Origin of the sequence: Subtercola sp. YIM 133946, from assembly GCF_036553535.1 — a bacterium.
Classification (GTDB): Bacteria; Actinomycetota; Actinomycetes; order Actinomycetales; family Microbacteriaceae; genus Subtercola.
In genome coordinates this window covers 24095-49441 of sequence record NZ_JAZHPE010000034.1, presented here as the reverse complement: position 1 = coordinate 49441, position 25347 = coordinate 24095, and the positions used below count along the sequence as shown (strand labels likewise).

The following is a 25347-nucleotide window of genomic DNA, read 5'->3' as shown; positions in this document are numbered from 1 at the left end:
GACGTGTGCAGGTTTCGATACGCGCTGCGCGCTACTCAACCGGCGGCGCGGCGGCGGGGGCGCTGGTTGAGTAGCGGCGCGGAGCGTCGCGTATCGAAACCCCGACGTGTGCAGGTTTCGATACGCGCTGCGCGCTACTCAACCGGCGTAGCGACGCGAAGCGCCGCGTACCGCAACCCCCGCGCCCGTCAGTGCTGCAGCGAGATCGACTCTGTTGCGGGGGCCGACGTGTACATGCGGTCGATCGTGTCGGCGTAGTCCTTCACGATCACGGCGCGCTTGATGGTGAGCTTCGGCGTGAGGTGGCCCGACTCCTCGGTGAGGTCGACCGGCAGCACCACGAACTTGCGAATCGACTCGGCGCGCGAGACCAGCTTGTTCGCGGCATCCACCGCCTTCTGAATCTCGGCGAGCACGGCCGGGTTCTGTGACGCCTCGTCGAGCGTGAGGTCTGACTTCTGGCCGTTGTTGCCGAGCCACACCGGCAGCATCTCGGTGTCGAGCGTGACCAGCGCCGAGATGAACGGCTTCTGATCACCTACCACGATCACCTGGCCCACCAGCGGGTTCGCGCGAATGGGGTCTTCGAGCACGGCGGGCGCCACGTTCTTGCCGCCGGCCGTCACGATGATCTCCTTCTTGCGGCCGGTGATGGTCAGGAAGCCGTCGGCGTCGAGCGACCCCAGGTCGCCCGTCTTGAACCACTCGCCGTCCATCGCCTCGGCGGTAGCCTTCTCGTTGTTCCAGTACCCGGCGAACACGTTGACGCCCGACACCTGGATCTCGCCGTCGTCGGCGATGCGGATGCCCACCCCGGGCAGCGGCGGACCGACGGTGTCGATCTTGAACTGGTCGACGAGGTTCACCGTGGCCGGCGCCGTGGTCTCGGTGAGCCCGTAGCCCTCGAGAATCGTGATGCCGAGGCTGCGGTAGAAGTGCCCCAGGCGGTGTCCGAGCGGGGCCGAGCCCGACACGGCGTACTTCGTGCGCCCGCCCAGCGCGGCCCGCAGCTTCGAGTAGACCAGGCGGTCGTACAGCGCGAACTTGAGCTTCAGGCCGAGCGGCGTGTGCCCGGCATCCAGTGACTCGGAGTGCGCGATCGCCACAGCGGCCGCCGCCCGGAAGATCTTGCCGCGGCCGTCGCCCTCGGCCTTCTGCTCACTCGAGTTGTAGACCTTCTCGAACACGCGCGGCACCGCCAGCAGAAAGGTCGGCCGAAACGAGCCGAGGGCCGGCAGCAGCTGCTTCGTGTCGGCCTGGTGCCCCACCTTGACTCCCGCGTGCACGCAGATGATGGCGATGAACCGGGCGAACACATGGGCGGTCGTGATGAAGAGCAGAGTGGATGCGCCCGGGTGCACCACGTCGCTGAGCTTCACCGCGGCATTGCGTGAGAGCTCCACGAAGTTCGAGTGCGTCAGGATGCAGCCCTTCGGCTTGCCCATCGTGCCCGACGTGTAGATGAGCGTGGCGAGGTCGGTGCCCTTGGCGAGCGTGCGACGGCGTTCGACCTCGTCGTCTGTGACCGCCACGCCGCCGGCCACCAGTTTGTTCAGATCGCCGAGGTCGATCTGCCACACTTTCTCGATGAGCGGGAGGTCGGGGTGCACCTCGTCGAAGCGCGCGAAGTGGTCGGGAGTCTCGAGAATCACGGCGGTCGCCTGCGAGTCGCTGAGACTCCACTGCACCTGCGACGGCGAGGAGGTCTCGTAGACGGGCACGAGAACGGCACCGGCGAACCAGGTGGCGAAGTCGATCAGGGTCCACTCGTAGCGGGTGCGGCACATCAGGCCGATCTTGTCGCCGGGCTCGATGCCGGCGGCGATCAGGCCCTTCGCCAGGGCGCGCACTTCGGCCAGGAACTCGGCGGCGGTCACGTCGTTCCAGCCGCCGTCTTTCGCCGGCAGAGCGAACAGCGGCTCGTTCGGGGCGAGCTCGACGCGCTTGATGAGCAGATCGGTCGTATTTGCCTCGGGATCGGCCTCTACAACCGCAGGGGCGACGAACATGTCCACGGCAACTCCTTCGATTACGTGCCGCCAAGTCTACCCGGGCCGGTGTTGAGGCTCTCTCGGCGCGTGCATTCCCAATCAGATTCGACGCCGGGCCGCGGGTGCGTAATGATGAACTGTGCAAGCCATCGGAATCGACATTGGCGGAACCAAAATCGCGGGCGCGCTCGTCGACGAGCTGGGCAACATTCTGCGCTCAGATCGCCAGCCGACGTCGGCCAGCAATCCGCAGCTCATCGAAGACGCGGTCGTCGCCATGGTCGAGCGACTCTCTGAGGGCACCGAGGTCACGGCCGTCGGCGTCGCCGCCGCGGGCTTCATCGACGCATCGCAGTCGATCGTCTACTACGCCCCCAACATCAACTGGCGCAACGAGCCGTTTCGCGAGAAGCTCGAGCAGCGCCTGCACAAACACATCATCATCGAGAACGACGCGAACGCGGCGGGCTGGGCCGAATTCCGGTTCGGAGCGGGGCGGCTGGTCAGCGACATGGTGATCCTGACGATCGGAACGGGCGTCGGCGGCGCGATCGTGTCGGGCGACAAGCTCTTCCGCGGCGGCTTCGGGGCGGCCGCCGAACTCGGCCACATGCGCGTCGTGCCCGACGGCCTGCCCTGCGGCTGCGGGGCGAGGGGATGCATCGAGCAGTACGGTTCGGGCCGGGCCCTGTTGCGCACCGCCAACGAGCTCGCCGATGCGGGCGGAATCGGCATCGGCCTGGCCGAGGTTCGTGGCCGCGTCGGAACGCTCACCGGGCTCGACGTCAGCGACCTCATCCAGGCCGGCGATCCCGGCGCACTGCTCGCCCTGCGCACGCTCGGCCACTGGCTCGGCCAGGCGGCCGCCAGCCTCGGGGCGGTGCTCGACCCGCAGCTGTTCGTGATCGGCGGGGGAGTGGCGCAGGCCGGCGACCTGCTGCTCGACCCCATCAGGGCCGCGTACCTCGACGTGCTGCCCGCCCGCGGGTTCCACCCCGAACCCGAGTTCCGCATCGCCGAGCTGGTCAACGATGCGGGAGTGGTCGGTGCCGCCGACCTTGCACGCATCTATGCAGAGTCGGTCTAGGGCGGCCGCGGGTACTCGTGCGGCGCGGGTTTCGATACGCGGCGCGCTGCGCGCCCCGCTACTCAACCGGCGCTGGTTGAGTAGCGTCGCGCAGCGGCGCGTATCGAAACCGGCCCTCTGCCGTACCCAGTACAATCGACTTCACTGCAGAAAGACGACGATGTTTTATTGGTTCATGAAATACCTGGTCGCGGGGCCGATCGTAAAAACCCTGTTCCGGCCGTGGGTTCGTGGCGCCGAAAACATCCCGAAGGCGGGTGGCGCCATTCTGGCCAGCAATCACCTGTCGTTCGCCGACTCGGTCTTCCTCCCTCTGATGATGCACCGCCGCATCGCCTTTCTGGCCAAGAGCGAGTACTTCACAGGCAAGGGCATCAAGGGTGCCCTGGTTCGGCTGTTCTTCACCGCGACCGGCCAGCTGCCCATCGACCGTTCGGGCGGCAAGGCCTCTGAGGCATCGCTGAACACGGGGCTCGAGGTGCTCGGCAAGGGCGACCTGCTCGGCATCTACCCCGAGGGCACGCGCAGCCCCGACGCGAAGCTGTACCGGGGTCGCACGGGCATCGCACGCATGGCGCTCGAGGCGGGGGTGCCGATCATCCCCGTCGCCATGATCGACACCGACAAGGTGATGAGCGTCGGGCAGCCGATCAGAATCCGCCGGGTTGGCATCGTCTTCGGCGAGCCGCTAGATTTCTCTAGGTTCGAGGGCATGGAGTCTGACCGGTACGTGCTGCGGTCGATCACCGATGAGATCATGTATGAGCTGCATCGCATCAGTGGTCAGGAATACTCCGATGTCTATGCGACTTCGGTCAAAGAGAAGCGCGCGCCCGTCGCTCGCTGACGACCGCTTCGAACCCGCACGACCAGAACCCACCCATCAGAACCCGACGAAAAAGTGTTGCTGTGATAGATCTATCCGAACGTGTCATCGAGGCCGAGCCTAGTGTGATCGACGGTCTGGACTATTGGCGCACTCTGGTGGCCAAGCAGCAGCCGCAGTGGCCCGACCGCTCAGCGGTCGAGGCGGCCTCGGCGCAGCTCTCTGTGCTGCCACCCCTCGTCTTCGCCGGCGAGGTCGACACCCTTCGCTCGCGCCTGGCCGACGCCGCCTCGGGCCACGCCTTCCTGCTGCAGGGCGGCGACTGCGCCGAGACCTTCGCCGGAGCCACCGCCGACCAGATTCGCAACCGCATCAAGACGGTGCTGCAGATGGCCGTCGTGCTGACCTACGGCGCCTCGATGCCCGTCATCAAGATGGGCCGCATGGCCGGGCAGTTCGCCAAGCCCCGGTCGAGCGACACCGAGACGCGCAACGGCGTCACGCTGCCCGCGTACCGCGGCGACATCGTGAACGGCTACGACTTCACGCCCGAGTCGCGTGCAGCCGATCCTGCGCGACTGGTCGCCGGCTACCACACCTCAGCGTCGACGCTGAACCTCATCCGTGCCTTCACGCAGGGCGGGTTCGCCGACCTGCGCGAGGTGCACCAGTGGAACAAGGGCTTCACGTCGAACCCGGCCAACGCGCGTTACGAAGACCTAGCCCGCGAGATCGACCGGGCCATCCGGTTCATGATCGCCTGCGGCGCCGACTTCGAGGCGTTGAAGCGCACCGAGTTCTACACCGCGCACGAAGCGCTGCTGTTCGACTACGAACGCCCGATGACCCGCATCGACTCACGCACCGGTACGCCGTACAACACGTCGAGCCACTTCCAGTGGATCGGCGAGCGCACGCGTGACCTCGACGGCGCACACGTCGACTTCCTATCGCGGGTGCGCAACCCCATCGGCGTGAAGCTCGGCCCGTCGACCAGCGGTGACGACATGCTGCGGCTCATCGACAAGCTCGACCCGAATCGTGAGCCCGGCCGGCTGACCTTCATCACGCGGATGGGTGCGGGCAAGATCCGGGATGCCCTGCCACCCCTGCTCGAGGCGATCAAGTCGAGCGACGCCACTCCGCTCTGGGTCACCGACCCGATGCACGGCAACGGACTCACCACGCCGAACGGCTACAAGACCCGTCGTTTCGACGACGTGGTCGACGAGGTCAAGGGCTTCTTCGAGGCTCATCGGGCGGCGGGAACGCATCCGGGCGGCATTCACGTCGAGCTCACCGGCGACGACGTCACCGAGTGCCTCGGCGGTTCGGAGCACATCGACGAGCACACCCTCGAGACCCGCTACGAGTCGCTCTGCGACCCGCGCCTCAACCATATGCAGTCGCTTGAGCTGGCCTTCCTGGTCGCCGAAGAACTGCGCAACGCCCGCCTCTGAGCCGGGTCAGAAGCCGGCGAAGCTGACGGCGACCTTGGTGCCGCCGGGGGCGCGGGTGCCGGGCGCCGGGTCGGTGCCGCTGACGCTGAACGCGTCGGGCGCCAGGTCGGCGAGCTGGTTGTAGGCGAGGGTGAATCCTGCCGCCTGCAACGCGGCCTTCGCCTTGCTCCACGACTGGCCCGACACGTCGGGAACGGTGGGCTCCGGGCCCTTCGACACCTGCAGTGTGATGGTCGCGCCGGTCAGCACGGGGTCGGCCGGCACGGCGTGCGAGATGACGTCGCCCGACGCGACCGAGTCGCTGTAGTCGGTCGAACTCACGCTCGACACCAGTCCGACCGCCACGAGGGCGGCGTTCGCGTCATCGGCCGACATTCCGTCGACGTTGGGCACGGCGCCCAGCGACACGAGAAAGTGCACCGGCTGCTGGTCGCCGTAGGTGGCGCCGAGCGGCTGGTTGTCGGCTCCGAACGCCGTGATCACGACGCCCTGGGCCACGTCTGACGAGAACTGGGTCGAGCCCGGCGCCACGGTGAACTGGGCGGTGGTCGCGGCCGCGTTCGCGTCGGCCTCCGACAACCCGGCGAAGGTGGGTACGGGCAGCTGGGCCGGCCCGATCGAGGTGACGATGGCCACGCTCGACCCGTTGAGAACGGATGACCCGCCGGCCGGGTCGGTGTCGATGACCGCACCCGGCGGCACGGTGGGCGAGTTCGCCGTGGCCGAGGTCGTGGTGAGGCCGAGCGCCGTGAGCTGGGCGGCGACCGCAGCCGGATCGGCCCCCGCCGCAACCGCCGGAAGAGTCACCTGGCCGCCGGGGCCCGAGCTGAAGTACCAGCCGGTTCCGCCGCCCGCGGCGACCAGCACCAGAACGAGGGCGACGATCCACCAGCCGCGCTTGCGCCGGCGCCGGCCACGGGCGGCCAGGGTGTCGACCGCGGTCGTCGGCCGGGGCAGAGACGGTGCTGCGGTCGTGGTGTAGCCGCTGGCCGTCGACAGCCCGGCGGAGCGCGCCCGCTCGGCCGGGGGAGCCTCGATCACCGAGGCGGCGGCGAAGCCCGCAGGCGCGGGAACGGCAGGGGCGGCCGCAGCCGCAAAAACAGCAGGGGCGGCCGCAGGGGCACTCCCGGCGAATGCCGTCGCGCCCGCGGTACCCGCGGCACCCGCGGCGCCACCGGCGACAGCGCCGCCGACGATACCGGCGACAGCACCGGCGCGGCCGAACCGGCGCGGCTTCTTCGGCCGCAGCACGACGGTCTCGGCGTTCACCAGTTCGGTGTCGAAGCCGTCACCCAGGTCATCCGTCGTCGACCGGGCAGACTCGGCGATGGCCGCACCGCCGGCAACCGCACCGCCGGCAACCGCACCGCCGCCACCCGCACCGCCCACACCGGAGACACGGCCGGTCGCCCCGAGCCGGGGCAGCACCGAGGTGCGCAGCAGTGCTGCGGGCGCCGCTACGGATGCCGCCTCTGCCGTCTCGGTCTCGAGCAGCTCTTCGAGCAGCACCCGCGCGTCGTGCGGGCGCTCGTCGGGGTTGCGCGAGGTGGCCCAGATGACGAGCGCGTCGACCTCGGGCGAGATCTGCGGGTTCTTCAGGCTCGGCGCGGGCACCGTCTCGTTGGCGTGCTGGAAGGCGATCTGCATCGGCTGCTCGCCGCGGTAGGGCTGCTCGCCGACGAGCATCTCGTACATCATGATTCCCGAGGCGTAGATGTCGCTGCGGGCATCGGCCACGCCGCGCGTGAGCAGCTCGGGCGAGAGGTAGGCGATCGTGCCGAGCAGCGCCTTGCCGGTGGCCGTGTTCGCGGTGGCCGCCCGGGCGAGGCCGAAGTCGCCGATCTTGATGCGGCCGTCGTCGGCCAGCAGAACGTTCTCGGGTTTCACGTCGCGATGCACGATGCCCGCCTTGTGCGCGGCGGCGAGGCCGCCGAGCACCGCCTCCATGATGTCGAGCGTCTGCTCGGTGGTGAGGCGGCCGTAGTCTTTCAGCAGGTCGCGCAGCGTCATGCCGGGCAGGTACTCCATGACGAGGTAGGCGGTCTCGCCCTCCTGGCCCTGGTCGAACACGCTGACCACGTTCGGGTGCGAGAGCCGGGCCGCCGAGCGGGCCTCCTGCACGAAGCGGTCGCGAAACGCCTCGTCGTCGGCGAGGTGGCCGTGCATGATCTTGATGGCCACGCGCCGGTCGAGCCGCAGATCGTTGGCGACGTACACGGTGGCCATGCCGCCCCGGGCGATGCGTGACACGACCTGGTATCGGCCGTCGACGAGACGGTCGAGCATGGGGTCGGTGGGCGCGCTGGTCACGCCCGTAGTCTAAAAGGCGAACTCTCTCAATCCCTGTATCGACACCGTACGATCGCACAGCGCTACCGAATCGAGACCCGCGGTCGCCCGTGCATTGTCGCACCGCGGGCCGGAATCGTCTCGGGGTATGACCGACCCGGCTCAGCATGGCAGTCTTGTGGTGTGAGTGACACAACATCTGCCAGAACCTGGCTGACCATTCCCGATCTGTCTGACCGGCTGGGCATCACGCCCGGCAAGGTGCGCAAGCTGATCGAAGACCGCTCGCTCGTGGCAGTGCGGCGCGACGGCGTGTTGTCTGTTCCCGACGTCTTTCTCGCGGGCGACCAGCCCCTCAGCGAACTGAAGGGCACGATCATCCTGCTCGGCGACATCGGCTTCTCCGACGACGAGATCATGCAGTGGCTGCTCGAACCCGAGTCGTCGCTCGACGCGGCGCCCATCGACGCGCTGCTCGCCGGGCGCAAGGCCGAGGTGCGGCGGATCGCCCAGGCGCTGCTCTGATCTCATTGCTTCGCCCGCACCCGGCGGGCGAACGCGTTCGTCTCAAGTCTTATTGCTTCGTCTGCCCCGGCGGGCGAACGCGTTCGTCTCAAGGCCGGCCCGAGCGCAGTGCTCGATTCGCCGCCGGCGGCCGAACGCTCAGGCGTCGCGCTGGGTGATGCGGGTGGCCAGGGCGGCCAGCTGCAGTTTCGCCGGCTCGGCGAGCGGCGCCACCGACAGCGCGTGCAGCGCATCGTCGGAGTGCTGGGCGATCAGCTGCTCGACCCGGTCGGCCGCGCCACTGTCTGAGATGGTGGCCTGCAGCATCGAGATCTGCTCGGGCCCGAGCCCGGGGTCGCCGAGCAGCTCGTCGAAGAGCCGCTTGGCTCCGGGCGAGAGCGTCTGCCGGGTGAGCGCCACGAGAACGGTGCGCTTGCCCTCGCGCAGGTCGTCGCCAGAGGGTTTGCCGGTCTTCTGCGCATCGCCGAACACGCCCAGCAGGTCATCCCGCAACTGGAAGGCGATGCCGAGCGGCAGCCCGAAGGCCCGCAGCGAGTCGACGGCGGCATCGGTCGCCCCGTGCAGCCGGGCGCCGAGCACGAGGGGAGCCTCGACGCTGTACTTCGCCGACTTGTAGACGATCACCCGTTCGGCGCGGGCGAGCAGTTCGTTCTCGGGCACCACGGGCCAGGCGTTCTCGTCGAGAATGTCGAGGTACTGGCCGAGCGTCACCTCGGTGCGCATGCGGTTGAACTCGAGGCGGGTGGCGACGGATGCCCGCCGGGCACTCCCCGCGGCCCCGCCGTCGAGCAGCTGCAGTGCCTGCCCCACGAGCTCTTCGCTGAACGCCAGCAGCAGGTCGCCCATCAGCAGCGCGCTCGCCCGGCCGTAGTCTTCGGCGTCGCCGGTGTAGCCGCTGTCGTGGTGCAGCGACTCGAACCGGCGGTGGGCAGCGGGAAGGCCGCGCCGGGTGTCGGACTTGTCGATGATGTCGTCGTGCACGAGCGCGGCGGCGTGGAAGAATTCGAGCCCGGTGCAGAGCTCGACGAGGGCGGCGAATTCGTTCTCGGCGGCCGCCGGCGAGCCCGCCTCGGCGGCGGAATCGGCGTGCAGATCGAGGTCGGCGACGCTGCGCCAGCCCCAATAGCCGAACTGTGCCCGAAAGCGCTTGCCCCCGCTGAGAAGATCACGAGAGAAATCGGCGAAAGTGGCCAATTCGGGCGCGATTGCGACGAGAATGGGTTCACGGTCTGTGATGAAGTTCATGATTCGAGAATCGATGAGCTTCGTCAGGTGTGTGCTTTCGGTCACGCGCCTAGCCTAGCTACAGAGTGCGCAGTAAGATTTGCCGTGAGATGGTCGTTCAGTGGCGCAGCCCTTCATCAGGTGCGATCACCGTCGATCCCGAGCCTGAGGTGAAGAAGATGCCGCTTTCGGAGCAAGAGCAAAAGCTCCTCGATGAGATGGAGCGCAGTCTCTACCACAACGACGCCGATTTCGTGTCGGCCGTCGGCGGTGGCAGGGGTCGATTGAATTACGGTTCCCTCGTTCTCGGTGTGCTGCTCGCCATCGTCGGTCTCGCTGTTGTGATCGTCGGTGTGCTGCTGCACGCACCCATCGTGGGAATCCTGGGTTTCGTCGTGATGTTCACCGGCGTGCTGGTCGCCCTGCGACCCGCGAAGCTCATCGGGGGCCGTTCACGCCCGCGTTCGTCGAAGGGGTCGCCGCAGGCGGCGAAGCCCGGCTTGATGGACAGGTTGAACGACCGCTGGGATGACCGCAACGACAAGAGCGAGTAGCTCCAAGCCCTTTCACGAGAAGAAGACCGGCCTTCGGGCCGGTCTTTTTTTGTGCCCGAAAGGGAGGCGGTGGGGGAGAGGTGGAGGGAAGTCGTTGTTAAGTGGGGCAAAGTGGAGTAAAGTGGAGGAGCACCCACAGTCTGGCCGGAAATGAGGGGGAGGCACCATGTTTCTTGGCACCTATGCCCCCAAGCTCGACGACAAGGGGCGCATCATCCTCCCCGCCAAGTTCCGCGACGAGCTCGCCAACGGTGTCGTCATGACACGCGGGCAGGAGCACTGCATCTACGTCTTCAGCGCGCGGGAGTTCGAATCCCTGCACGAAAAGATCCGCCAAGCACCCGTGACCAGCAAGCAGGCGCGTGACTACCTCCGCGTCTTCTTGTCTGGCGCGAGCGCGGAGAACCCCGACAGCCAGCACCGGGTCACTGTGCCGGCACCACTTCGCAGCTACGCCGGCCTCGAGCGCGAGCTCGTCGTCATCGGCGCGGGCAGCCGGGCCGAGATCTGGGATGCCAAGGCCTGGGAGACCTACCTCGCCGAGCAGGAAGCCGCGTTCGCCGACACCGAGGAGGAGGTGATTCCCGGGCTGTTCTAGCGATCGTCTTCTGTGACTCCCAGCCGTTCGGCCCTGACACACTTCCCCGGTGCCAGGTCAGGAATGGATGGGGATCAGGGAAGACAGATCGCAGCCCGACTCCCTATGGACGTCACCAAGATCCACGTACCCGTCATGCTCGACCGCACCATCGAGCTGCTCGCCCCCGCCATCGGCGAACCCGGTGCCGTGCTCGTCGACGCCACCCTCGGTCTCGGCGGCCACACCGAGGCGCTGCTCACCCGCTTTCCGAACCTCACCGTCGTCGGTCTCGACCGTGACCCCGAGGCTCTCCGACTCGCCGGCGAGCGGCTGGCACCCTTCGGTGAGCGCGCCAGGCTCGTGCACTGCGTCTACGACGAGATTCAGGATGCCCTGCAGGGCCTCGGCTACACAGAGGTGCAGGGCATCCTCTTCGATCTGGGCGTCTCGTCGATGCAGCTCGACCAAGCCTCGCGCGGCTTCGCCTACTCGAAAGACGCCCCGCTCGACATGCGCATGGACAGCACGGCAGAGCTGACGGCCGAGACCGTGCTCGCCGACTACAGCGAGGCAGAACTGCGCCGCATCTTCTGGGAGTACGGCGAAGAGCGTCTCGCCGCGCGCTATGCCCGCCGCATCGTCGAGAAGCGGGTCGAGAATCGGCTCACCAGCTCGGCCCAGTTCGTCGACCTGCTGCAGAAGGCGACCCCCGCCGCCATCTCCCGCCAGGGGCACCCGGCCAAGCGGGTCTTCCAGGCGCTGCGCATCGAGGTGAACCAGGAGCTCGTCGCACTCGAGCGCGCGATTCCTGCTGCCATCGATGTGCTCGCCCTGGGCGGCCGCATGGTCGTGCTCTCGTACCAGTCGCTCGAAGATCGCATCGTGAAGCGGGCCCTGCACGCAGCCACCACCTCCACCACCCCGCCGGGCCTGCCCGTCGAACTCCCCGAACACCAGGCGAAACTGCGCCTGCTCGTTCGCGGCGCCGAACTCGCCACCGATGACGAGAAGGCCTCCAACCCCAGGTCGACCCCCGTGCGACTGCGCGCGGCCGAACGAGTGAGAGCAGCATGACGAGCGTCGCCCCTTCGCGGTACCCCGCCGGCCGGCAGAGCACTGCCGCAGACCCGTTCGCGTCAGACCCGTACGGCGACCCGTTCGACGATCTGCCGTCGGCGGGCGGCGGCTCGGGCATCCGGTCTCGCCTCACCCTTGCGTCGAACCTGGTGCTGCGCCGCCGCAAGCCGAAGCTGGCGTACGCCGCGGTCGTCATCGTGGGCGTGCTCGCGATCGTCGTGACGCAGCTGCTGCTGAGCGTCGGGCTCTCGAACGGCGCCTACCAGATCGAGTCGCTGCAGTCGCAGCAGAAAGACCTCGACCGCACCAACGCCTCGCTGCAGGAGAAGCTCGACGGTCTGTCGTCGCCGCAGAACCTGGCCGCCAGCGCGGAGACGCTCGGCATGGTCAGCAGCGCCAACCCTGTGTACCTGCGGCTCTCCGACGGCGCGGTGCTGGGCACGCCCAAGGCCGCGAGCGCCGGCGCTGGCACCTTCACGGGCGGCCAGTCGTCGCTCGTGCCGAACGCGGTGACCGCGGCGGCCGCGGCGTCGGCAGCAGCGGCCGCGGCGTCGGCAGCAGCGACAGCAGCGGGCGCCACCCCGCCGGCCACCGCCCCCGCGGCCACAGCGGGCACTCAGGCTGCCACCACGCCGAGCGCGCCTGCGGCCGCCGGCAGCACCCCGACAGTAGCGTGGTCGGGTGACCTCCCGTCGCCGACCACGCACTGAGCCGACGCTCGCAGGGCCGATGCCCCTGACGCCGCCGGCGGCACCGATCCACCGACTGAACACGCACCGCGAGGACCTGTATTCGTGACTTCCGCCCGATCGACGCGAAACCGCATAGCGGTCTCCATTCTCGTGATCACGGCCATCGTGGCCGTGCTGGTCGTTCGGCTGGTCGACATCCAGGTGGTGCAGGCCGACTCGCTGAACCAACAGGCCTATGACACCCTCTCTGTGCCGCAGTCGATCTACGGCCCGCGCGGCGACATCGTCGACGCGAACGGGGTCGTGCTGGCCACCACCGTGATCAGGTACACCGTCACCGCGTCGCCCGTCGATGTGGCGGATTTCACTCCACTCGACCCGACGACCGGGGCGGCCGAGGCCGACGTGACACCCGTGCAGGCCGCCGCCGAGATCGCCGCCATCACCGGGCAGACCGCCGACGTCGTGTACGGCCTGCTGACCGCAGACCCCAGCTCGTCGTATGCGCTCATCATCAAAGACGTGACGCTCGACCAGTACAACGCCATCAAGGCGCTGCAGATACCGTGGCTCTACTACGAGACCGACCCGCAGCGCGTCTACCCGAACGGCAGCGTGGCCGGCAACCTGGTGGGCTACATGGGCACCGACAGCACCGGCGCCGTCACCGGAACGGGCGGGCTCGAGGCCGGCCAGAACCAGTGCCTCGCCGGCTCTGACGGCGAGCAGACCTACGAGAAGGGCGCCGACGGCGTCGCCATTCCGAACACCCTCGTCGTCGACAAGCAGCCCGTCGACGGGGGAACCGTCGAGACCACGATCGACAGTGACCTGCAGTACTTCTCGCAGCAGGTGCTGGCGCAGCAGGTCATCGCCACCGGCGCCGAGTGGGGCAGCGTCGTCGTCGAAGAGGTCAAGACCGGCAAACTGCTCACCGTCGCCCAGTACCCGACGGCAGACCCGAACAACCTCGACGCCACCGACCCCAACTACTGGGGCGCGATCGCGTTCAGCGATCCCTTCGAGCCCGGTTCGACGTTCAAGTCGGAGTCGGCCGCTGCGCTGATCGACGCAGGCAAGGCCACGCCGGCCTCCCAGGTGCTGACGCCGTACAAGTACAAGTCACCCGGGGGAGCGGTCATCACCGACTCCGAGGTGCACGACCCCGAACCCTGGACCCTGACCGGCGTCATCCAGCAGTCGTCGAACGTCGGCATCTCGATTCTCTCCGCGATGCTGACGACCCAGCAGCGCTACGACTACATGAAGAAGTTCCACCTCGGCGAGAAGACCGAGGTCGACTTTCCCGGCGAATCCGAGGGCATCCTCGGCGACCCGAACGCCTGGGACGAACAGACCCTCTACAACAGCTCGTTCGGCCAGGGCATCACGACCACCGCCGCCCAGGTCGCGAGCATCTACCAGACCCTCGGCAACGGGGGCGTCAGGATGCCCGTGCAGCTCGTCTCCGGCTGCAAGCAGGCCGACGGCAGCACGACCGAGGTTCCGTCGACCCAGGGCGAACAGGTCATCTCGGCCGACGCCGCACAGCAGACCGTCAACATGATGCAGAGCGTCGTCGAGGGGGGCTACGCGGCCAGCCTGCTGAAGATTCCTGGCTACAACATCGCCGCCAAGACGGGTACCGCAGAGGTCAGCAACGGCGAGGGCGCCTACGGCGGCGGGTATCTGACGTCGGTCGCCGGCCTCGCCCCGGCCGAGGCGCCGCAGTACGTCGTTTCGGTCAACCTCATGAAGCCCGTTACGATTGAGGACGGTTCGGCCGCAGCTCCCGTGTTCCAGAAGATCATGGCGCAGGTGCTGCAGAAGTACCGGGTACTGCCTTCGACCACCCCGGCCGTCGACCTGCCCACCACCTATTGATCGCACAGCGAGCACGCCGAGCACGACACGAAACACAAGGAGCCAGGTGACGAGTTCAGGTCAACTGAATGCTCTTCGGCCTTCGCACCCGACCGCCCGATCAGTGACCGACCTGGTCTCGCACTTCGACCTCGACGTGACCGGAGAGCGGTCTGCGCTCGGGGGCCTCGTGGTGACGGGCATCACCCTGTCGTCGAAGCAGGTGCAGCCGGGCGACCTCTACGTGGGTCTCGCCGGGGTGCACGCGCACGGTGCGCAGTTCGCGGGTGACGCCAGGGCCAAGGGCGCCGTCGCCATCGTGACGGATGCCCGGGGCCAGGCCCTCGCGGCCCGAAGCGGCCTGCCCGTGCTGGTCACCCCCGACCCCCGAGCCTCCCTCGGTGCCCTTTCGGCCTGGGTCTACGGCACGGCCGAGTACCCGCCCACGCTCTTCGGCGTCACCGGAACCAACGGCAAGACCAGCGTCTCGTACATCCTCGAGGCGATTCTGCGGCAGCTGGGCATCCTCGCCGGCATCAGCACGACCGCCGAGCGCCGCATCGGCGACCTCGCCATGACCAGCGCCCTGACCACGCCCGAGGCCACCGAGGTGCACGGCCTGCTCGCCCGCATGGCGGAGGCGAAGGCCGAGGCGGTCGTCATCGAAGTGTCGGCGCAGGCGCTCACCCGCCACCGTGTCGACGGAATCGTGTTCGACGTCGTCGGGTTCACGAATCTCACGCACGACCACCTCGACGACTACGGCACCATGCAGGCCTACTTCGAGGCGAAGGTGCCGCTGTTCACGCCCGAGCGTGCGCGCCGCGGCGTCGTCATCAACGACGGCGAGTGGGGTGTGCGGCTGGCCAGACGAGCGGCGATTCCGGTCGTCACCCTCTCGACCTACCCGGGGCGCCCCGCCGACTGGTACGCCGCGCTGCTGCGCGAGACGATCGACGAGACGCGCTTCATTCTCAGCGGCCCCGACGACCAGAGCCTCACGACCTCGATTCCGGTGCTCGGTCGGCACATGGCCGAGAATGCCGCGTTGGCGATCGTGATGCTCGTCGAGTCGGGCATCGAGCTCTCGGCCATCAAGAACGTTCTCGACCGCGACGGCGGAATCCGGGTCTACATTCCGGGTCGCGCCGAGCGCATCGAGAACTCGGGCCCGGCCGTGTTCATCGACTACGGCCACAGCCCCGACGCGTTCACGAGCACTCTCGACTCGCTGCGCCGGGTGACCGACGGCCGCATCATCATGCTGTTCGGTGCCGACGGCGACCGCGACCCCAGCAAACGCGAAGAGATGGGGCAGATCGCCGCCCGGCTCTCCGACGTGGTCGTGATCACCGACTTCCACCCGCGAACCGAAGACCCGGCGGCGATTCGCAGGGTGCTCGTCGACGCAGCACGGGCCGCCGTGCCCGGGCGCGAGGTGCACGAGGTCGCCGACCCGCGCACGGCCTTCCGCACGGCGCTCGGCCTGGCGACGGCCGACGATGTGATTCTGTATGCCGGGCCGGGGCACGAGGACTACCACGAGGTCGGCGGGGAACACCTTCCCTATTCGGCCAGAGACGACGCGCGCCACGCGCTGCACGAATTCGGATGGCTCTAGACGATGCAGGACTCACATGCTTGATCTCACACTCGACGAGGTGGCCCGCATCACCGGTGGCACCCTGGTGCTCGGCGACCACGCCGTGCAGGAGGGCGTCTCCGAGTCGACGATCGTTAGCGGCACCGTCGACACCGACTCGCGCGAGATCGTGCCCGGCGGTATTTTCGTTGCGAAGCCCGGCGAGTTCAGCGATGGGCACCTCTACGTTCCGGCCGCCATCGAGAGCGGGGCGGAGCTCGTGATCGTCGAGCGGGTGTTCGACAACCTCACGGTTCCGCAGATCGTCGTGGCGAACTCGGTGCAGGCGCTGGGCGACCTCGCCACCGAGGTCGTGCGCCGCATCCGTGAGCTCGGCCTGCTGAAGGTCGTGGGAATCACCGGTTCGAACGGCAAGACCACCACGAAGAACCTGCTGCGCACGATTCTCGAGCGCCGCGGCGAGACCATCGCCCCGCGCGATTCGTTCAACAACGAGGTGGGCGCCCCGCTCACCATGCTGAAGCTCGAACCCGACACCGAGTTTCTCGTCGCCGAGATGGGGGCGTCGAAGCCCGGCGAGATCGCGCGCCTCGTGCGCATGGCCCGACCCGACATCGGTGTCGTGCTGATGGTCGGTCTCGCCCACGCGGGCGAGTTCGGCGGCATCGAGAAGACGCTGGCGACCAAGACCGAGATGGTCACCGACCTGCTGCCGACCGACGTCGCCGTGCTGAACATCGACGACTACCGCGTGGCCGGCATGGCAGAGAAGACCAGGGCGAACGTGCTGTGGTTCGGGCTCGACACGCGGGCGGATGTGCGGGCATCCGATCTGCGCAGCACGCCGACGGGCACGACCTTCACCCTCACCCTGCCCGACGGCCGCTCGCAGACCGTGAACTTCAGTGTGCTCGGCGAGCACCACGTGATGAACGCCCTCGCCGCGGCTGCCGTCGCACACACCCTGGGTGTGCCGATCGGCGAGATCGTCTCGGCGCTGCAGTCGGTGACCCGTGCCGAGCACTGGCGCATGGAGGTGCTCGCGGGCAGCCAGGGCGTCACGATCATCAACGACGCCTACAACGCCAGCCCCGACTCGATGCTCGCCGGGTTGAAGACCCTCGCCCAGATCTCGGGCGAGGGCATCCGGCGCGTCGCCGTTCTCGGCGAGATGAGCGAGCTGGGCGAGTTCTCGCTCGAGGAGCACGACCGCATCGGCCGCACCATCGTGCGGCTCGGCATCGAGCGGCTCTTCGTCGTGGGCGAGGGCGCGCGCGCCCTGCACCTGGCCGCCACCCACGAAGGATCATGGGACGGCGAGTCTGTGTTCTTCGACGACGCCGACCAGGCCTATGCTGTGCTCGAAAGCGAGCTGCGCCCGGGTGACGTGGTGCTGGTGAAGTCGTCGAACTCGGCCGGCCTGCGCTTTCTGGGCGACAGGCTGGGGGAGCACTTCGCATGATCACACTGATTACCGCTGGCGGGCTGTCGATGCTCTTCAGCCTGTTCATGACGCCGGTGTTCATCCGGTTGTTCAAGCGGCTCGCCTGGGGCCAGTACATCAACATCGACGGTCCGAGCACGCACCAGGTGAAGCGCGGCACGCCCACGATGGGTGGCATCGTCATCATTCTGGCGGTGCTCTTCGGGTACTTCGTGGCGCTGCTCATCACCCAGAACCCGCCATCGGTCTCGGTGCTGCTGGTGCTCTACCTCATGGTGGGCCTCGGTCTCGTGGGGTTCATCGACGACTTCATCAAGACCCGTAAGAAGCGCAACCTGGGGCTCGGGCCGAAGGCCAAGCTCGCCGGGCAGATCTTCTTCGGCGGCACGTACGCGCTGCTGGCCATCCAGTTTCCGAACAACGTCGGGCTGACGCCGGTGTCGACGCACATCTCGGTGGTGCGCGACCTGAACTTCGACTTCCTCGGCGGGGTCGGCTGGGTGCTGATCGCCGGGTTCGTCGCCTTCCTGGTCTGGATCATCCTCATCGTCATGGCCACGTCGAACGCGGTGAATCTCACCGACGGGCTCGACGGCCTGGCGCCCGGCTCAGCCATTCTGGCCATCGGCTCGTTCGTGATCATCGGCTTCTGGCAGTCGAACCAGTCGTGCCAGAGTGCGACCCTCGACCCGGATGTCGCGTTCAAGTGCTACAACGTCGACCAGCCGCTCGATCTCGCCGTCATCGCGGCCGCCGTCGCCGGCGCGCTGATCGGCTTTCTGTGGTGGAACACGAACCCTGCCAAGATCTTTCTCGGCGACACCGGTTCGCTCGCCATCGGCGGCGCCCTGGCCGCCCTGGCCATCGAGAGCCGCACCGAGCTGCTGCTCATCCTCATCGGCGGCATCTTCGTGATCGTGGCCGGCCAGGTGGTCGTTCAGCTCACCTATTTCAGGCTCACCGGCGGCAAACGCATCTGGCGCGCCAGCCCTCTGCACCACCACTTCGAGGTGAAGGGCTGGGCCGAGGTCACCATCGTGGTGCGCTTCTGGATCATCGCCGGCCTCTGCGTGGCAGCGGGTGTGGGCGCCTTCTACCTCGAATGGATTCTGCAAGCGTGATTCGGTTCGATTTCGATACGCTCCTTCGGAGCTACTCAATCAGCGCTGGTTGAGTAGCGCGAAGCGCGCATCGAAACCCCCCACGAAAGGCCTTCCGAACGTGACCGATCGGCTCTCTGACCTCACCAGCTGGCACTCCGACTGGGCGGGTCTGCGTGTCGGCGTGCTCGGCCTCGGCAAGACCGGGTTCTCGGTCGCCGACACTCTCGTCGAGCTCGGCGCGACCGTGCTCGTCGTCGCCCAGCACGCCGAAGACGCGCAGGTGCAGCTCGTCGAGGTGATCGGTGCCGGGCTGGTGCTCGACCCGGTTCTGGATGCCGCACCACCCGAACTCGTCGAGCTGAACCCCGAGGTGCTGGTCGTCTCGCCCGGGTTCCACCCCGATCATCCGGTGCTCGTCTGGGCGGCCGGGCAGGGCATTCCCGTCTGGGGCGACGTCGAGCTGGCGTGGCGCCTGCGCGACAAGGTCGGCGAGCCCGCCGAGTGGATCGCCGTGACCGGCACCAACGGCAAGACGACCACCGTTCAGCTGACGGCGACCATGCTGGTCGACGGCGGCTTCCGGGCCGCGCCGTGCGGCAACATCGGCATTCCGATCCTCGACGCCATCCGTGATCCCGCCGGCTTCGACGTGCTGGTGGTCGAGCTGTCGAGCTACCAGCTGCACTCGACGTCGAGCATGTCGCCGTACGCCTCGGTGTGCCTGAACGTCGCCGAAGACCACCTCGACTGGCACGGCTCGCTCGACGCGTACATCGCGGCCAAGGCCCGCGTCTACACGAACACAAAGGTCGCCTGCGTCTACAACAAGAGCGACGCCCGCACCATGCGCATGGTCGAAGAGGCCGAGGTCATCGACGGAGCGCGAGCCATCGGATTCGGGCTCGGGGTTCCTGGGCCGAGCGACTTCGGCATCGTCGACGGCATCCTCTGCGACCGGGCTTTCACCGAAGAGCGGCGCATCGCCGCCCTCGAGATCACGACGGTCACCGACCTGGCGCTGCGCGACCTCGCCGCCCCGCACGTCGTGTCGAACATCCTCGCCGCTACGGCGCTCGCCCGCAGTTACGGCGTGCCGATCGAGGCGATCAGGCGGTCGCTCGAACGGTTCGAACTCGACCACCACCGCATCGAGCTCGTCGCGGTGCAGGGCGGCGTGAGCTGGGTCGACGACTCGAAGGCGACGAACGCGCACGCGGCCGACGCATCGCTCGGCGCCTACGAGTCGGTCGTGTGGGTGGCCGGTGGGCTGCTGAAGGGCGTCGACATCGATGTGCTGGTGAAGGGCCGGGCATCCCGTCTGCGCGCCGCGATTCTCATCGGCGTCGACCGCAGCGACTTGCGCACTGCATTCCAGCGACACGCGCCCGGGGTTCCCGTGTTCGAGGTCGACGAGACCGAGACTGAAGAAGTCATGTCGGCCGCGGTGCGGTTGGCGGCCGACGTCGCCCAACCGGGCGACGTGGTGCTGCTCGCCCCGGCGGCGGCGTCGATGGACCAGTTCGTCGACTACGCAGACCGTGGCCGACGGTTCGCCCAGGCCGTTCGCGATCATCTTGGAGGTGGGGGCAGCTGACCAACACGATGCGCCCCGAGACGCCGCTCGCCTCAGGGGTCAGAACGGCCCGCATCTCGGTCGGCCGGGCCTTCGAGTCTGAATCGAGCAACTACTACCTGCTGCTCGGCACCACCCTCTTTCTCGTGATCTTCGGGCTCGTGATGGTGCTGTCGTCGTCATCGGTCGACTCGTACACCGCGCAGCAGGGCTTCTTCGGCATCTTCTGGCGGCAGGGGCTGTTCGCCCTCATCGGCATTCCGCTGATGCTGGTGATCTCGCGCCTGCCCATCGCCTTCTGGAAGCGGTGGGGCTGGGTCGCCCTGGCCCTCGGCGTGGTACTGCAGCTGCTCGTGCTCTACACACCCCTCGGCATCGAGGTCGGCGGCAACCTCAACTGGATGTACGTGGCCGGGTTCAACATCCAGCCGTCAGAGATCATCAAGCTGGGCCTCGTCATCTGGCTCGGCGTCATCATGGCCAAGAAGCAGCGCTACCTGCACCTCTGGGGCCACCTCGCCATTCCAATCCTGCCGGTGGCCGGCGGCGCCGTGCTGCTCGTCATGCTCGGCGGCGACCTCGGCACCGTGATGATCATGGCGGCCCTCATCTTCGGCGCGCTGTTCTTCGCCGGGGTGCGACTGCGCATGATTCTGCTGCCGCTGATCATCGGCGCCAGCGCGATCGTCGTCATCGCCTTCTCGAGCGCCAGCCGCACCGCCCGCATCGGGTCGTTCCTGGGGTCGCAGTGCACCGACACGTCGGGGGAGTGCTGGCAGACCCAGCACGGCATGTTCGCCCTCGCCGCCGGCGGCATCTTCGGTGTGGGGCTCGGCAACTCGAAGGCCAAGTGGTCGTGGCTGCCTGCGGCCGACAACGACTTCATCTTCGCGATCATCGGCGAGGAGCTCGGCCTGATCGGCGCCCTCGTGGTGATCGGCCTCTTCGTGGCCCTGGCCATCGCGTTCCTGCGTATCGTGCGCGCCAGTGCCGACCTGTTCTCGAAGGTCGTCGCCGGCTCGGTGATGGTCTGGATCATGAGCCAGGCGTTCGTCAACATCGCCGTGGTGATCGGGGTGATCCCGGTGCTCGGCGTTCCGCTGCCGCTGATCTCGTCGGGCGGCTCGGCGCTGCTGACCACGCTCATCGCCATCGGTGTGGTGCTGTCGATCGCCCGGTCGCAGGGCAGGCCGGCGGTGGATGCTCCGGCGAACGCCGCGCCCAGCGCCGCCGCCCGTCGGGCCGCCGCCGGTCGCGCCGCCGCTGCGCCGGCCGCCGGCCGCACCGCGGTTCCGCGCACCCAGCGCACTCCCACCCCGACCCCCAGAAGAACCGTTCGATGACGACGTACCTGCTGGCCGGCGGTGGAACCGCCGGCCACGTCAATCCGCTGCTCGCGACCGCCGACGAGCTGCGCCGCCGGCAGCCCGACGCCGAGATCATCGTGGTCGGCACCGCCACCGGGCTCGAGGCGCGGCTGGTTCCCGAGCGCGGTTACGAGCTCGTCACGATCGCGAAGCTGCCGTTTCCGCGCCGGCCGAACCGCGCGGCGGTGACGTTCGCCCCGGGGCTCGCGCGGGTCATCTCGGGCCTGGCGAAGCTGATCGTCGAGCGGCACGTCGATGTCGTGGTGGGGTTCGGCGGCTACGCGGCCGCACCGGCGTATCTGGCTGCCCGGCGCGCGCGGGTGCCGCTGGTCATCCACGAGGCCAACGCCAAGCCCGGCCTCGCCAACCGTCTGGGAGCGCGATTCACCCCGTTCGTCGCGGTGGCCTTTCGTGGCACGCCGCTGCCGCATGCGTACGTCGCCGGCATGCCGCTGCGCAGCGAGATCGAGCACCTCGACCTCGCCGCTGCCCGCGCCGAGGCGTACCCGTTCTTCGACCTCTCGCCCGACCGGCCGACCCTGCTCGTCACGGGCGGATCGCTCGGCGCCGAGCGCATCAACAGCACGGTGTTCGAGTCGGTACGGGCCATCGTCGACGCAGGCTACCAGGTGCTGCACATCGTCGGCGGCCGCTCGAGCCTGGTCGACCCCGGCATCGAGGGGTACCGGATGCTCCGCTACTGCGACCGCATGGAACTCGCCCTCGCCGTCGCCGACTTCGCCGTGTCGCGCGCCGGAGCGGCGACGGTCTCCGAACTCGCGGCGCTGGGTGTGCCGTCGGCGCTGGTGCCGTACGCCGTCGGAAACGGCGAGCAGCGCTTCAATGCCCGCGACATCGTCGGGGCGGGCGGTGCGGTGCTGGTGAACGACTCCGACTTCACGCCGGCCTGGGTGTCGGCGACACTGCTGCCCCTGCTCGCCGACCGCCCGCGGGTGGCCCGAATGGCCGCCGCGGCGGCGACGGTCGGCGTGCGTGACGGGTCGGCGCGCACCGCCGACCTGATCGGGGAAGCCCTCGCGTGAGCGTAACGTTGACTCTGCAGTCGAGGCGGTGCGCCGGCCAGGAGGGTCGGTGCGGCAGCCGTCGACCAGCCCCTCTTCCGAACGAAAGTGCGTCATCGTGATCAAGCCCGACCTCAGCCTCGAGATACCGACGGAGCTCGGTGCGGTGCACTTCATCGGCATCGGCGGGGCCGGCATGAGCGGTATCGCGCGCCTGTTCCTCCAGGCCGGTCTGACGGTCACCGGCTCCGACCGCACCGACTCGAAGACCGCGCAGAAGCTGCGCGACCTCGGCGCAACCGTGTACGTCGGCCACGACGCCGCGCACCTCGGCGCCGCTGACACCGTCGTCGTCACGAGTGCACTCTGGCCCGACAATCCTGAGCTCGTGCTCGCCCGACAGACGGGGCTGCCCGTTCTGCACCGCTCGCAGGCGCTCGCCTGGCTCGCCGGGCGTCGCCGGCTCGTCGCCGTGGCGGGCGCGCACGGCAAGACCACATCGACCGGAATGATCGTGACGGCACTGCTCGAGCTGGGCGCCGACCCGAGCTTCGTGAACGGCGGCGTCATCTCGTCGCTCGGCACGAGCTCGGCGTGGGGTGAGGGCGAACTGTTCGTGCTCGAGGCCGACGAGTCCGACGGGTCGTTCCTGCACTACGACACCGCCGTGGCGCTCATCACGAACGTCGACCCCGACCACCTCGACCACTACGGCTCGACCGAGGCGGTCGAAGACGCCTTCGTCACCTTCGCCGACGAGGCGTCAGAGCTCGTCGTCATCTCCTCCGACGATGCCGGGGCGCTGCGCGTCTCGTCGCGGCTGTCGGCCTCTCGCGTGCTGACCTTCGGCGAGGCCGCCGATGCCGACGTGCGGGTGCACTCGATCGTGGCCGACGGCCCCGTGTCGTTCGTGATCGACCACCTCGGGCAGAGCTACTCGGGGCGGCTGCGAGTGCCGGGCATCCACAACGCCATCAACGCTGCGGGGGCGTTCGCGGTGCTGGTCGGCACGGGGTTCGACCCGGCCGCCAGCCTGGCCGCGCTCGGATCCTTCGACGGCACCGGCCGCCGCTTCGAACTGCACGACACCGTTCGCGGCGTCAGCGTCTACGACGACTACGCGCACCACCCCACCGAGGTGGATGCCGCACTCACCGCCGCACGCACCGTAGTGGGCGACGGCCGCATCATCGCGGTTCACCAGCCGCACCTCTACAGCCGCACCCAGCTGCTCGCGGGCGACTTCGCCGAGACCCTCGAGCGCACGGCCGACTTCACCGTGGTGCTCGACGTGTGTGGCGCCCGCGAAGACCCGGTGCCCGGTGTCACGGGCGAGCTGGTGTCGTCGCGCTTCGCCGACTCGTCGAAGGTGGCCTACATCGACGACTGGCAGCGGGCCGCCGACTTCACGGCCTCGATCGCCCGCCCCGGCGACTTCGTGATCACCCTCGGCTGCGGCGACGTGAACCTGCTCGTGCCGCAGCTGCTCGACGCCCTGGCTGCGTCGACGTCGGGCGAGTCGTCGCCGGCGGGCGAGCAGTCGTCGGCGGGTGAGCGGGCGCCGGCCACCCCGGGCCCGGCGCCCGCGGTTGGCGAGTCGTCGCAGGCGGGCGAGCAGGCGCCGACCACCCAGGGCCCTGCGCCCGCGGTGGGCGAGTCGTCGTCGGCCACCCTTGGCCCGCCGTCGGGTAGCGGTGCGTGAGCCGAGGCCGATGAAGCGCCCCAACGGATTCCCGCCCCCGCCGCCCCCCGAGCCCGACACCCCGGCCAGGCAGACGCCGCCGAGATCGGTGCGCCCGCTGCGTCGTGACGCCCCCGCCGACCCCGCGTCGGGCACGAAGGCCGCCACCGCCGCCACCCCGAAGACCACGCCGGCGAAGCCACCGGCGGCCTCTGCGCAGTCGACCCCTACCGAGACGACCTCCACGAAGTCGGCCTCCACGAAGTCGGCCTCCACGAAGTCGGCCCGTGCGAAGTCGGCCCGTGCGAAGACGGCCCCTGCGAACGCGACCTCCAGGCAGTCGACGGTCGCCTCCGCGACCGCGAACCCAGCGCCCCCCGCCGCCGCGACGGTGGCCGTGCCTGGGAGATCGACCGCGCCGGCGCCCTCGACGGTGGCCGCGCCCACCTCTAAGGCGAGCCGGCCGCGCAGCGACGAGGCGCTCGCCCGCAAGAACATGCGCACCGCCGAGCGCAAGCGGCGGCGCTACGAGCGCTCCGAGGCGCGCCGCTTCACCGAGCGCGCGCGGCGGCGCCGCATCGCCTGGCTCGTGTCGGCGGGCATCCTCGTCGCCCTCGTCCTGGTGGTCGTCTTCACCGCCTACTCACCGCTGTTCGCCGTGCGAACCGTCGACATCGAGGGCACCTCGCGCATCGACGCGAGCCAGGTCGAATCGGCGCTCTCCGACCAGCTCGGCAAACCGCTGGCGCTCGTCGACTACGGCGCGATCAATCGCGACCTCGCGGGTTTCACGCTCATCCAGAGCTATGCCACAGAGTCGCAGCTGCCCAACACCCTCGTCGTGCGCATCGTCGAGCGCCAGCCGGTCGGCTCGGTGGCCAGCGCATCCGGAGCCGGCTTCGACCTCGTCGACCCTGCCGGCGTGGTCATCTCGCACTCCGACACGCGCCCCGACGGTTACCCGCTCATCGACCTCGCCGGCGGCCCCGTCGGCAGTGCCGGCTTCGCCGCGGCCGCCTCGGTGCTGCGGGTGCTGCCCCCCGAGCTGCTCGCGAAGGTCGACTCGGTGAGCGCCGCCACCCCCGACTCGGTCACACTCGTGCTGGGCGGTGTGGGCCAGAAGGTCGTCTGGGGCAGCGTCGACGACAGCGCCCTGAAGGCGAAGGTGCTCGACAAGCTCATCGGCACCCAAGACCAGGATGCCCAGCTCACCTACGACGTCTCGAGCCCCGAGACCCCCATCGTCTCCTGACCCGCACTATCGAATGGCAAGTTGTGCGGCCAGAACGCGACACGCCAGAACGATAGCCACGATGCGCGCGCCATCGACCGTAGGTTCGTGTCAAGGAAATACATACTCAGCATAACATTAACTCTCAACTTGAG

At 68.6% G+C, this 25347-nt stretch carries 19 protein-coding genes and 2 pseudogenes; 17 read left to right on the top strand and 4 right to left on the bottom strand.

Annotation, left to right across the window (positions count from 1 at the left end; translation table 11 throughout):
• Positions 1-188: 188 nt before the first annotated feature.
• Positions 189-2009: an AMP-dependent synthetase/ligase gene (locus tag V3W46_RS11745; RefSeq protein ID WP_331783306.1), complete on the bottom strand. Its 1821-nt coding sequence runs from the start codon at positions 2007-2009 to the stop codon at positions 189-191.
• A gap of 121 nt (positions 2010-2130) precedes the next feature.
• On the opposite strand from V3W46_RS11745, the gene V3W46_RS11740 reads away from it, so the two are divergent.
• From V3W46_RS11740 to V3W46_RS11730, 3 genes are all read left to right on the top strand, one after another.
• A complete protein-coding gene (locus V3W46_RS11740; protein ID WP_331783305.1) occupies positions 2131-3078 on the top strand; it encodes an ROK family glucokinase in 948 nt (315 codons plus the stop codon).
• A 160-nt stretch (positions 3079-3238) separates the two neighbouring features.
• Positions 3239-3925, top strand: a complete 687-nt coding sequence (locus V3W46_RS11735) for a lysophospholipid acyltransferase family protein (protein ID WP_331783304.1) — start codon at positions 3239-3241, stop codon at positions 3923-3925.
• A 104-nt stretch (positions 3926-4029) separates the two neighbouring features.
• Positions 4030-5364 carry a class II 3-deoxy-7-phosphoheptulonate synthase gene (locus V3W46_RS11730; RefSeq protein WP_331783303.1) on the top strand — a complete coding sequence of 445 codons (1335 nt, stop codon included), beginning with the start codon at positions 4030-4032 and terminating at the stop codon, positions 5362-5364.
• A gap of 6 nt (positions 5365-5370) precedes the next feature.
• On the opposite strand, the gene V3W46_RS11725 is transcribed toward V3W46_RS11730, so the two are convergent.
• Complete coding sequence (locus V3W46_RS11725) at positions 5371-7674, bottom strand: protein kinase domain-containing protein (protein ID WP_331783302.1); 2304 nt, start codon at positions 7672-7674, stop codon at positions 5371-5373.
• A 162-nt stretch (positions 7675-7836) separates the two neighbouring features.
• On the opposite strand from V3W46_RS11725, the gene V3W46_RS11720 reads away from it, so the two are divergent.
• Entirely contained in the window at positions 7837-8178 is a 342-nt protein-coding gene (locus V3W46_RS11720; RefSeq protein WP_331783301.1) for an Rv2175c family DNA-binding protein, read from the top strand.
• Positions 8179-8316: 138 nt separating this feature from the next.
• Here V3W46_RS11720 and V3W46_RS11715 read toward each other — a convergent pair whose 3' ends face one another.
• Positions 8317-9468, bottom strand: a complete 1152-nt coding sequence (locus V3W46_RS11715; RefSeq protein WP_331783300.1) for a polyprenyl synthetase family protein — start codon at positions 9466-9468, stop codon at positions 8317-8319.
• A gap of 44 nt (positions 9469-9512) precedes the next feature.
• On the opposite strand from V3W46_RS11715, the gene V3W46_RS11710 reads away from it, so the two are divergent.
• The 12 genes and pseudogenes from V3W46_RS11710 to murC all read left to right on the top strand — a co-directional run.
• Positions 9513-9956 (top strand): DUF3040 domain-containing protein, encoded by a 444-nt coding sequence (locus tag V3W46_RS11710; RefSeq protein ID WP_331783299.1) that lies wholly within the window; start codon positions 9513-9515, stop codon positions 9954-9956.
• 166 nt (positions 9957-10122) lie between these two features.
• Positions 10123-10554, top strand: a complete 432-nt coding sequence (gene mraZ, locus V3W46_RS11705; protein ID WP_331783298.1) for a division/cell wall cluster transcriptional repressor MraZ — start codon at positions 10123-10125, stop codon at positions 10552-10554.
• A gap of 105 nt (positions 10555-10659) precedes the next feature.
• Positions 10660-11610, top strand: coding sequence for a 16S rRNA (cytosine(1402)-N(4))-methyltransferase RsmH (gene rsmH, locus V3W46_RS11700; RefSeq protein WP_331783297.1), 951 nt, complete (start codon positions 10660-10662; stop codon positions 11608-11610).
• Positions 11607-12323 carry a hypothetical protein gene (locus V3W46_RS11695; protein WP_331783296.1) on the top strand — a complete coding sequence of 239 codons (717 nt, stop codon included), beginning with the start codon at positions 11607-11609 and terminating at the stop codon, positions 12321-12323. Before rsmH ends, V3W46_RS11695 begins: the two co-directional genes overlap by 4 nt.
• A gap of 84 nt (positions 12324-12407) precedes the next feature.
• Positions 12408-14189, top strand: a complete 1782-nt coding sequence (locus tag V3W46_RS11690) for a peptidoglycan D,D-transpeptidase FtsI family protein (protein ID WP_331783295.1) — start codon at positions 12408-12410, stop codon at positions 14187-14189.
• A 103-nt stretch (positions 14190-14292) separates the two neighbouring features.
• Entirely contained in the window at positions 14293-15789 is a 1497-nt protein-coding gene (locus V3W46_RS11685; protein ID WP_331783294.1) for a Mur ligase family protein, read from the top strand.
• A gap of 16 nt (positions 15790-15805) precedes the next feature.
• Positions 15806-17233 carry a UDP-N-acetylmuramoyl-tripeptide--D-alanyl-D-alanine ligase gene (locus V3W46_RS11680; RefSeq protein ID WP_331783293.1) on the top strand — a complete coding sequence of 476 codons (1428 nt, stop codon included), beginning with the start codon at positions 15806-15808 and terminating at the stop codon, positions 17231-17233.
• Positions 17230-18336: a phospho-N-acetylmuramoyl-pentapeptide-transferase gene (gene mraY, locus V3W46_RS11675; protein WP_331783292.1), complete on the top strand. Its 1107-nt coding sequence runs from the start codon at positions 17230-17232 to the stop codon at positions 18334-18336. Before V3W46_RS11680 ends, mraY begins: the two co-directional genes overlap by 4 nt.
• Before the next feature lie 100 nt (positions 18337-18436).
• Positions 18437-19912, top strand: coding sequence for a UDP-N-acetylmuramoyl-L-alanine--D-glutamate ligase (gene murD, locus V3W46_RS11670; RefSeq protein WP_331783291.1), 1476 nt, complete (start codon positions 18437-18439; stop codon positions 19910-19912).
• 8 nt (positions 19913-19920) lie between these two features.
• Positions 19921-21234: a putative lipid II flippase FtsW gene (gene ftsW, locus V3W46_RS11665; protein WP_331783290.1), complete on the top strand. Its 1314-nt coding sequence runs from the start codon at positions 19921-19923 to the stop codon at positions 21232-21234.
• Entirely contained in the window at positions 21231-22301 is a 1071-nt protein-coding gene (locus V3W46_RS11660) for a UDP-N-acetylglucosamine--N-acetylmuramyl-(pentapeptide) pyrophosphoryl-undecaprenol N-acetylglucosamine transferase (protein WP_331783289.1), read from the top strand. Before ftsW ends, V3W46_RS11660 begins: the two co-directional genes overlap by 4 nt.
• Before the next feature lie 97 nt (positions 22302-22398).
• Positions 22399-23811, top strand: a pseudogene (gene murC / locus V3W46_RS11655) (UDP-N-acetylmuramate--L-alanine ligase); the annotation flags it as partial.
• A 432-nt stretch (positions 23812-24243) separates the two neighbouring features.
• Here murC and V3W46_RS19655 read toward each other — a convergent pair.
• Positions 24244-24459 (bottom strand): annotated as a pseudogene (locus V3W46_RS19655) (hypothetical protein); the annotation flags it as partial.
• Here V3W46_RS19655 and V3W46_RS19650 point away from each other — a divergent pair.
• Entirely contained in the window at positions 24458-25213 is a 756-nt protein-coding gene (locus tag V3W46_RS19650; protein ID WP_443069976.1) for an FtsQ-type POTRA domain-containing protein, read from the top strand. The pseudogene V3W46_RS19655 and the gene V3W46_RS19650 overlap by 2 nt on opposite strands.
• The last annotated feature ends 134 nt before the right edge of the window (positions 25214-25347 follow it).

Excerpts from the sequence above, each read along its gene's own strand:
- V3W46_RS11745 (WP_331783306.1), bottom strand. The coding sequence starts at position 2,009 with ATGTTCGTCGCCCCTGCGGTTGTAGAGGCCGATCCCGAGGCAAATACG.
- V3W46_RS11710 (WP_331783299.1), top strand. The coding sequence starts at position 9,513 with ATGGTCGTTCAGTGGCGCAGCCCTTCATCAGGTGCGATCACCGTCGAT.
- V3W46_RS11735 (WP_331783304.1), top strand. The coding sequence starts at position 3,239 with ATGTTTTATTGGTTCATGAAATACCTGGTCGCGGGGCCGATCGTAAAA.
- V3W46_RS11695 (WP_331783296.1), top strand. The coding sequence starts at position 11,607 with ATGACGAGCGTCGCCCCTTCGCGGTACCCCGCCGGCCGGCAGAGCACT.
- mraY (WP_331783292.1), top strand. The coding sequence starts at position 17,230 with ATGATCACACTGATTACCGCTGGCGGGCTGTCGATGCTCTTCAGCCTG.
- V3W46_RS19650 (WP_443069976.1), top strand. The coding sequence starts at position 24,458 with ATGCGCACCGCCGAGCGCAAGCGGCGGCGCTACGAGCGCTCCGAGGCG.
- V3W46_RS11680 (WP_331783293.1), top strand. The coding sequence starts at position 15,806 with ATGCTTGATCTCACACTCGACGAGGTGGCCCGCATCACCGGTGGCACC.
- V3W46_RS11660 (WP_331783289.1), top strand. The coding sequence starts at position 21,231 with ATGACGACGTACCTGCTGGCCGGCGGTGGAACCGCCGGCCACGTCAAT.
- ftsW (WP_331783290.1), top strand. The coding sequence starts at position 19,921 with ATGCGCCCCGAGACGCCGCTCGCCTCAGGGGTCAGAACGGCCCGCATC.
- rsmH (WP_331783297.1), top strand. The coding sequence starts at position 10,660 with ATGGACGTCACCAAGATCCACGTACCCGTCATGCTCGACCGCACCATC.
- mraZ (WP_331783298.1), top strand. The coding sequence starts at position 10,123 with ATGTTTCTTGGCACCTATGCCCCCAAGCTCGACGACAAGGGGCGCATC.